Origin of the sequence: Streptomyces bohaiensis (genome assembly GCF_012033785.1) — a bacterium.
GTDB classification, from domain to species: Bacteria; Actinomycetota; Actinomycetes; order Streptomycetales; family Streptomycetaceae; genus Streptomyces; species Streptomyces bohaiensis.
In genome coordinates this window covers 1-7,862 of record NZ_JAAVJC010000218.1, presented here as the reverse complement: position 1 = coordinate 7,862, position 7,862 = coordinate 1, and the positions used below count along the sequence as shown (strand labels likewise).

General features: G+C 73.6%; 6 protein-coding genes. All 6 read right to left on the bottom strand.

Features of this window, described 5'->3' with window-relative positions; translation table 11 throughout:
* Positions 1–98: 98 nt before the first annotated feature.
* The 6 genes from HCN52_RS18975 to HCN52_RS18950 are packed head-to-tail and all read right to left on the bottom strand — an operon-like array spanning position 99 to position 7,695.
* Entirely contained in the window at positions 99–389 is a 291-nt protein-coding gene (locus HCN52_RS18975) for an acyl carrier protein (protein ID WP_167974725.1), read from the bottom strand.
* Positions 386–1,435 carry a threonine ammonia-lyase gene (locus tag HCN52_RS18970; protein ID WP_312876778.1) on the bottom strand — a complete coding sequence of 350 codons (1,050 nt, stop codon included), beginning with the start codon at positions 1,433–1,435 and terminating at the stop codon, positions 386–388. Before HCN52_RS18970 ends, HCN52_RS18975 begins: the two co-directional genes overlap by 4 nt.
* On the bottom strand, positions 1,432–2,979 hold the full coding sequence (locus HCN52_RS18965; RefSeq protein ID WP_168089661.1) for an amino acid adenylation domain-containing protein: 1,548 nt from the start codon (positions 2,977–2,979) through the stop codon (positions 1,432–1,434). The genes HCN52_RS18970 and HCN52_RS18965 overlap by 4 nt, the downstream gene beginning before the upstream one ends.
* Positions 2,973–5,318, bottom strand: a complete 2,346-nt coding sequence (locus HCN52_RS18960; RefSeq protein ID WP_168089660.1) for a lantibiotic dehydratase — start codon at positions 5,316–5,318, stop codon at positions 2,973–2,975. The genes HCN52_RS18965 and HCN52_RS18960 overlap by 7 nt, the downstream gene beginning before the upstream one ends.
* Before the next feature lie 3 nt (positions 5,319–5,321).
* Entirely contained in the window at positions 5,322–6,320 is a 999-nt protein-coding gene (locus HCN52_RS18955; protein ID WP_168089659.1) for an ornithine carbamoyltransferase, read from the bottom strand.
* Positions 6,321–6,336: 16 nt separating this feature from the next.
* Positions 6,337–7,695: a diaminobutyrate--2-oxoglutarate transaminase gene (locus HCN52_RS18950; protein ID WP_168089658.1), complete on the bottom strand. Its 1,359-nt coding sequence runs from the start codon at positions 7,693–7,695 to the stop codon at positions 6,337–6,339.
* Positions 7,696–7,862 lie beyond the last annotated feature (167 nt).

Below are 7,862 nucleotides of genomic sequence, written 5' to 3'. Positions count from 1 at the left end.
GGGTGCCGCCCCGGTCGCCGCCGCCCGAGGGGGCGACGCCTGCCGGCGCCGTCCCCCCGGCGGTGCCGGCGGCCGCGCCGGCCTGCGGTGCGATGCCCTCAGCCATCGGTCCGCTCGTCCCCGTCGCCCAGCTCCTCGGCGACCGCCTCGGCCAGCTCCACCGGGGTCGGGTAGGCGAACACCAGGGCCACCGGGACCTCGCCGCCCACCTCGCGCTCGATGCGGCCGGTGATCTGAAAGGCGGCCAGCGAGTCGCCGCCGCACTCGAAGAAGTCGCTCGTCTCGTCGAGCCCTTCGTCCTGCAGCGCCTCGCGGTAGACCGAGGTGATCAGCTCGGTCAGCTCGGCGGTGGTCACCGCGGCGGGAGTGGCGGTCTGCTGCGTCGTCATCGTGCGCTCCAGAGGTTCGGTTCGGTGGACGGGTGGACGGCGGTCTCGCCGGTCACCCCGAGGGACGGGGAGGACAGGGCGCCCGCGGCGGCGGGTGCGCCCCGGGCGGGAAGAGCAGCGAAGGAGATGTTGCCGCCGGAGACGACGACCGCGGCCCGGCCGTGGAAGCCGCGACGCAGCGCCCCGGCCAGGGCCACCGCGCCGCTCGGCTCGGCGGGGACGCCGCCGCGGTGCAGCAGTTCCGTCGCGGCGAGGATCTCGTCGTCCTCGACCGCGATCAGCTCGTCGGTCCGGCGCCGCACCACCGGGAACGTCACCGCTCCCGGCCGCTGTCCCCGCAGCCCGTCGGCCACGGTGCGGGACGGTGGTACCTGCACCGGGTGCCCGGCGGCCAACGACAGGGCGTAGCGGCGGGCGTCCATCGGCTCGACGCCGATGATCCGCACCGGTCGGCGGCGGCCGACGAGCTCGGCGGCGAGGCAGCACCCCGCCAGCAGCCCGCCGCCGCCCGTCGGCACGAACAGCAGCTCCAGCGATGGCAGGTCGTGGAGGACCTCCAGGGCGACGGTCCCCTGGCCGGCGACGACGCGGGGGTCGTCGGACGACGGCACCAGCAGCGCTCCGGTGCGTGCCGCCAGCAGCCGGGCGTGCCGTTCGCGGTCGGCGACGCCGCCGGCGACCGTCACGACGTCCGCCCCCAGCTCCCGGACGCGGTCTGCCTTCAGCGGTGAGGCGCCCTCCGCCATCACCACCGTGGTGCTCAGGCCGCGGGGGAGGGCCAGCGTCGCGAGGGCGATGCCGTGGTTGCCCGAGGAGCCGGTCACCACGGAGTCGGCCGCGCCGGCGGCGATCGCGTTCGCGGCGCCGCGGGCTTTGAAGGAGCCCCCGAGCTGGAGGTGTTCGGCCTTCAGCAACAGGCCCGGCACGCCCGGTACCGGCAGCAGCGGGGTGCGGCGGACCAACCCCCGCAGCCGCTGGGCGGCCCGCGCGACGTCGGCCGGTTCCGGCACCGGAACCGGCGGCAGCTCCGCCGGGGGCGCGGTCACGTCCCCGCCCCGCTCGCCCCCGCGCGGAGCGCGGACCGGTCGGCCTTGCCGGTGGTGGTGGTGGGGACCCGTCCGATGCGGTGGAACCGCCGGGGCATCATGTGCGCGGGCAGCGTCTCCGCGAGGTGCCGGCGCAGCTCGGCGTCGGTCACCTCCTGGGGCGACGCCCCCGTGAGGTGGGCGCTGAGGAAGACCCGGCCGCGGTCGTCCGCGTCGGCGGTCACCACGGCGCCGGTGATCCGGGGATGGGTGAGCAGCGCGCCCTCGACCTCGGACGGGTCGACGCGGTAGCCGCGGATCTTGATCTGCCGGTCCGAACGGCCCAGGTACTCCAGCGTGCCGTCGGGCCGCAACCGGCCCAGGTCGCCGGTGCGGTACTCCCGCGAGCCCGGCGGCCCGAGCGGGTCGGGCCGGAACCGGTCGGCGGTGAGGACCGGATTGCCGCGGTAGCCGCGTGCCACTCCCACTCCGCCGAGGACGATCTCGCCGACCTGCCCCGCCGCGACCGTCACGCCGTCCGGGGAGGCCAGCCGGGCCGACATCCCGTCGATGGCGGCGCCCACCACGTCGGCGCCGACCTCGGGTTCCTCCGCCACCCGGTGCCGGGTGGCGGTCATGGTGCACTCGGTGGGGCCGTACTGGTTGACGAGCACGCCCGGCAGCAGCTTCCTCGCCCCGGAGGTCAGGAACGGCAGCAGCGACTCCCCGCTGCACACCACCAGTCGCAGCCCCCGCAGCCGTTCGGCGGCGTCGTCCTGCTGGGAGAGGAAGGTCAGGAACGACGGCGTGACACTCAGCAGGGTGTTGACGCCGTTCCGCTCCACCGTGGAGAGGAAGTCGTCCGCCCGCAGCAGTGAGGCCCGGTCGGTCAGCACCAGGGTGCCGCCGGCGACCAGCGGCGCGAAGGTGTCGCGGATGGAGGCGTCGTATCCGGCCGGAGCCACCTGCAGCGCGACGCTCCAGTCGCCCATCGCGTAGTCACGCGCCACGAACCGCAGATACGAGTCGAGCCCGGCGCGTTCGATCAGCACCGCGTTGGGAGTTCCGGTGCTCCCGGAGGTGTGGCTGACGTAGGCGAGGGCGGACCCCGGCACCTCGGGCCACCAGGCGGCTGCCGGGCCGCCGGCCGCCTCGTGCACCGTCTCCGCCTCGGCCTCCGCCGTGAGGTCGTCCAGGTCCAGGACCGGCCCCGGGGCGGGCAGCGCGCCCCGACGGGCGACGGCGCCGCGGGTCAGCAGCATCTCGGCACCGCCGCTCTCGACGGCTGCGGCCAGCCGCTGGGCGGGTTGCGTCAGGTCCAGCGTCAGGAAGGCGCCGCCCGCCCGGAGCACCGCGGCGACCGCCACCACGCTGTCCGCGCCCGGGTCCAGCGCGATCGCGCACACCCGCTCCGGCCCCACCCCGCGCGCAGCGAGGGCGCGCGCCAGCCGTTCCACCCGCTCGACGAACCGCCCGTAGCTCACGGGCCCGTCCGGTGTCCGCAGCGCCACCGCCGTCGGCCGCCGCTCCGCGTGCTCCCGGATGTCGTCCAGGAACCTCACCACGAGGGGACACCTCCCTGGACGTGCTCCTGGTCGACGGCGACGAAGCGGAGTTCGGAGGTGTAGGTGTTGTGGTGTTCGTCGGTGAGCCAGGTCTGGTCGGGTGTGGGGAGCATTTCGGTGAGGGTGAGGGTGGCGCCGGGGTTGTTGCGTGCGAGGCGTCGTGCGGCTTTGGCGAGGATGTTGATGTAGACGGGGGCTTCGAAGTCGACGTAGAAGGGGCGGGGTTCGGTGGGGGAGACGATGAAGGCGTAGCGGGGGAGGTCGTGTCGGGTGCGCCAGTTGCGGGCGCGTATCCAGCGGCGGGCTTCGTTCTTCTCGTCGGCGAAGTCGAGGTCGTCGCCGGTGAAGCGCCAGGACTCGCGCTGGACGGTCATCCGGTCGATCGTCACCCGCGGCACGTGGTCCGCGTCGGGGAAGAGGCGGAACAGGTCCATGGCGAGGGTCGTCAGCACATGGCCGAAGACGTCGAGGACGTCGAACTCCGCCCCGTCGGGCAGCACCGTGAGCAGCCGGCCGCCACGCCGCACCACCGAGGCGTCGGCGCTGAGGACCGTCCGCGGCCGGTAGGGGTCGGCCGTCTGGTCGCGCAGCGCCACCAAGTAGTCCTCGGGCCGCACCAGCACGTTCTGCACCCGCACCGAGAGCCGGGAGGAGTGCTCCTTGGGCAGCATCGGCAACAGCCTGGGGGCCGGGTGGTCCCGGTCGGTGAGGGTGAACAGCTCGGCGGGGTCCGGATGCTGGCTGACGAAGAGTGAGGCCGCCATCGTGTTGGTCGCCAGGTGCATCTCGCCGAGGACGAGGGAGAAGTCGCCGCGGGCCACGGCGCCGGTGCTGTCGGCGACGACCAGGACGTCCGGGCTGACGTACCGCGCCGCCGTCCAACCGGGGGCTGCCGCGGGGAACTCGGCCGCGACACCCGCGGCCAGGTCGCTCCCGTCGATCCGGACCCGCCGGGCCCCGGTCGGGAGCGGCAGCAGGTGCGCCCACCGCCGGCGGAACTCCGCCGCGACCTCCTCGGCCGCGCTCCGCGCGCCGCCGTGCAGCACCGGCATGCACGCCAGCCAGAACGCTCCGAGGTCGACCTCGCCGTCGACCGAGGCCGCGAGCTGGTCGAAGACCTCGTCCGCCTCCCGCCGCACGACGGTCGCCAACTCGGCCATCAGCCAGGCCGCGCTGTCCAGGAGCGGGCCGAGGGGGGCCATCGCGTCGAGGATGGTGTGGCCGATGGTGGCGGTGGTGGAGCGGCGGGTGTCGGTGTAGAGGAGGGAGCGGTTGGGTGCGGTGCGGGTGCTTTTGTTGCGTTGGGATGCGGTGTGGGTGATGTCGGTGAAGTGGGTTTCGAGGGTGTGGAGGGCTTGGGTGAGGTGGTGGGGGTTGCGGTCGGCGTTGTGGACGGTGGTGCGTTGGTCTTCGAGGGTGTTGAGGTGGGTGAGGGCGTGGTTGCGGAGGTGGGGGTCGTTGATGCGGTTGAGGATGGTGCGGAGTTGTTGTTCGGGGTGGGGTCCGGAGGGGATGTCGAGGCGCCAGGTGATCCAGCGGTGTCGGGCGAGTTCGGTGAGGTGTTGGCGGGTGTGGTCGAGGGGGGTGTGGGTGGTTTCGGCGAGTTGGTGGGGGGTGGTGGTGCCGTTGATGTGGGTGAGGAGGGGGGTGAGGTGGGGTGGGACGGTTTTGGGGGGTCGTCCGGGGATGGTGACGGTGGTGTGGTCGTGGTGGTGGGTGATGCGGGCGAAGGGGGTGCGGCGTGGGGGGATCCAGTCCATGAGGCCGGGGTGGGTGGTGAGGGTTTTGGCGAGGGCGTCGATGGACCAGCTGGAGAAGAAGGTGGTGGTGTGGTCGGTGAGGCCGGTTCCGTGGTGGGTGTGGATGCCGGTGGTGGTGGGGTTGATGGTGCCCCAGCCGACGGGGCCGAAGAAGCCGATGGTGTCGTTCTTGACGCAGAAGCGTTGGCGGTAGTGGGCGACGAGTTCTTCGCGTTGGCGGGGCATGGAGGAGCGGTTGGTGGGGGTGGGGGTGCGGTCGAGGAAGGGGCGGATGCCGGTGCGTAGGACGGTGCGGTTCTGCCAGGCGAGGGCGGTGGTGAAGTCGTCGGTGGCGGCGAAGGTCTGGAGTTTGCGGGCGGTCTGCGCGGCGGTGTCGGCGAAGGTGGTCTCGAAGGTGTCCCAGTCGGGTCCGGTCAGGGGGTGGGTGTGGTCGAACTTCTCTGCGTGGAGGGCGAGTTCTTCGGGTGCGAGTTCTTTCACGCCGTCCACGGGGAAACCCGGACCACGCAACGAGAACTGCTCCCACAACCGCCACCGACCACCCGGAAGCCTGATGTCCTGACGATCTTCCGCGCTCATGGCTCAGTACCTCTCGGTGGTCGGGTCGGCGCACCACTCCAGGACGGCGCGTGCGCTGTGGAACTTGTTCTCCGCCTGGTCGAAGGCGATCGAGGCGGGCCCGTCCAGCACACCGCCGGTGACCTCCTCGCCGCGGTGGGCCGGCAGGTCGTGCATGAACACCGGGCCGCCGGTGGCGGTCAGCGTCTCCTCGCGCACCTGGAACGGCGCGAACACCTCCCGCCAGTCCGCGCTCGGCTTGGCCGTCCCCGTCGTCTGCCAGCGCGTCGTGTACACCACGTCGGCCTCGGGCAGCTCCGCCATGTCGTGGCGCTGCTCGACCACCGCGCCGCTGCGCGCGGTGTACACCGCGGCCCGCTCCAGGTACTCGGCCGGCACCCCGTACCCCGGCGGGGTCCGCAGCGTCAGTCGAACCCCGCGGAAGCGCGCCAGCGCCAGCGTCAGGGCGGTGGCGGTGTTGTTCCCCTCGCCCACGTAGACCACGTGCAGGTCCTCGATCCGGCCGAACCGCCGCAGCAGCGTCGTGAGGTCCGCCAGCGCCTGCGTCGGGTGCTCGGTGGCGCTCATCGCGTTCACCACCGCCATGCGCCGCTGCGCCGCGTACGCCCGCAGCTCGCTCTCCGGCCCCGCGGTCCGCGCCACCAGGACGTCCAGCACCCGCGAGAGGACGGCGGCGGTGTCGGACACCTCCTCGCCGGTGTTCTCCTGCAGGTCGCCCGGGCCGTAGGTCACCACTCCGCCGCCCAGCCGCAGCGCGCCGGCGGAGAACGCGGTGCGGGTGCGGGTGGAGGTCTTGCGGAACAGCACTCCCACGACCTGGCCCCGCAGGCCGTCGGCCTCGGCCCCGGAGGCGAACTCCGCTCCGCGCGCCGCCAGGTGGCGCAGCTCGGCGCCGGAGAGGTCGTCGATCGAGATGAGATGGCGCCGCTCCGGCCGGGGCCGGACGTATCCGGGCCGGTCGAAGAGCGCCCCCGCGGGCCGTGACTGCGTTGCCTGAAGCATGGTCCCCTTCTCTCTCTCAGATCCGGTTCAGCAGTGCGGCGCGCAGGACGCCGATGCCGTCGGCCAGTTCGGCCGGGTCGATCGTCAGCGGGGGCATGACCTTCAGGACCTCGTCCTCGCGTCCGGCGAGTTCGACGATCAGTCCGTGGTCGAAGGCGTACCGCTGGACGTGCGCGGCCCGTGCGCCGCCGCCGCTCGCCGCGAGGTCGATGCCGAGCACCGCGCCGCGGCCCCGGACGCGGATCGCGGGCTCGCGGTCCGCCACCTCGGCGCCGAACTCCGCGAGCGCGCGGGCGGTCTCCGCCCGGGAGCGGTGGAACGCCTCGTCCGACCACAGTCCGGCCGCTGCCGTCGCCGTGACGAACGCCAGCTGGTTGCCGCGGAAGGTGCCGGTGTGCTCGCCCGGCTCCCACACGTCCAGTTCGGGACGGAACAGCGTCAGCGACATCGGGAGTCCGTAGCCGCTGAGCGACTTGGAGACGGTCACCACGTCCGGCACGATCCCGGCCTCCTCGAAGGCGAAGAAGTCGCCGGTGCGACCGCAGCCCGACTGGATCTCGTCGCAGATCAGCAGGATGCCGCGCCGCTCCGTCGCCTCGCGCAGCCTCCGCAGCCAGGCCGCCGAGGCCGGACGCACACCGCCCTCCATCTGCACCGGCTCGACGATCACGGCGGCGGGTGTCTCGACCCCTGAGGAGGGGTCGTCGAGCAGGCGCTCGATCAGCCCCACCGAGTCGAACGCCCCGCCCGGGCCGTCCTCGAAGGGAACGAAGGTCACCGGGTCCTGCCCGTGCACCCCGCCCGCCCGGCGGGCGCGGCCGTTGCCGGTCACCGCCAGCGAGCCGCGGGACATTCCGTGGAACCCGCCGGAGAACGCGATGACCCCGCTGCGTCCGGTGGCCTTCCGCGCGACCTTCAGGGCCGCCTCCACCGCGTCGGTGCCGGTGGGGCCGGGGAACTGCGCGGTGTACTCCAGGCCGCGGGGCTCCAGGACGTGGGTGCGGAACGCGGTCAGGAACTCCCGCTTGGCGACGGTGTACATGTCCAGGCCGTGTGCCACGCCGTCCGCGGCCACGTAGGCGGCGAGCGCCGCCTTGAGACCGTCGTTGTTGTGGCCGTAGTTCAACGACCCGGCGCCGCAGAAGAAGTCCGTGAAGACCCGGCCGTCCTCGGCGAAGAGCCGCGCGCCCTTGGCACGTCGGAGGACGACGGGGAAGGTGCGGCAGTACAGGCGGACCCGCGACTCACCGCGGTCGAACACCGCGGTGTCGGCGGGGGGCGGCAGGTCGGGCAGCCCGGGGGCGGTCGCCCCCGCACTCCGGATCGGCGCGGTCGGGGCCGCCGCGGGTGCGACGGGGGTGAGCGCTGTGGTCATGGTGTGCTCCTGGGACGAGGTGCGCTGATGGGAGGCGGCGGCGCGGCGGGGCGCAGGTGTGGGACCTGTACGGCCCGACCGAGACGACGGTGTGGGCGACGACCGCGCGGCGCGACCGCCTCGGCCGCCAGGCCGACTGGCAGGCACGGGACAACACCGTGGTCCAC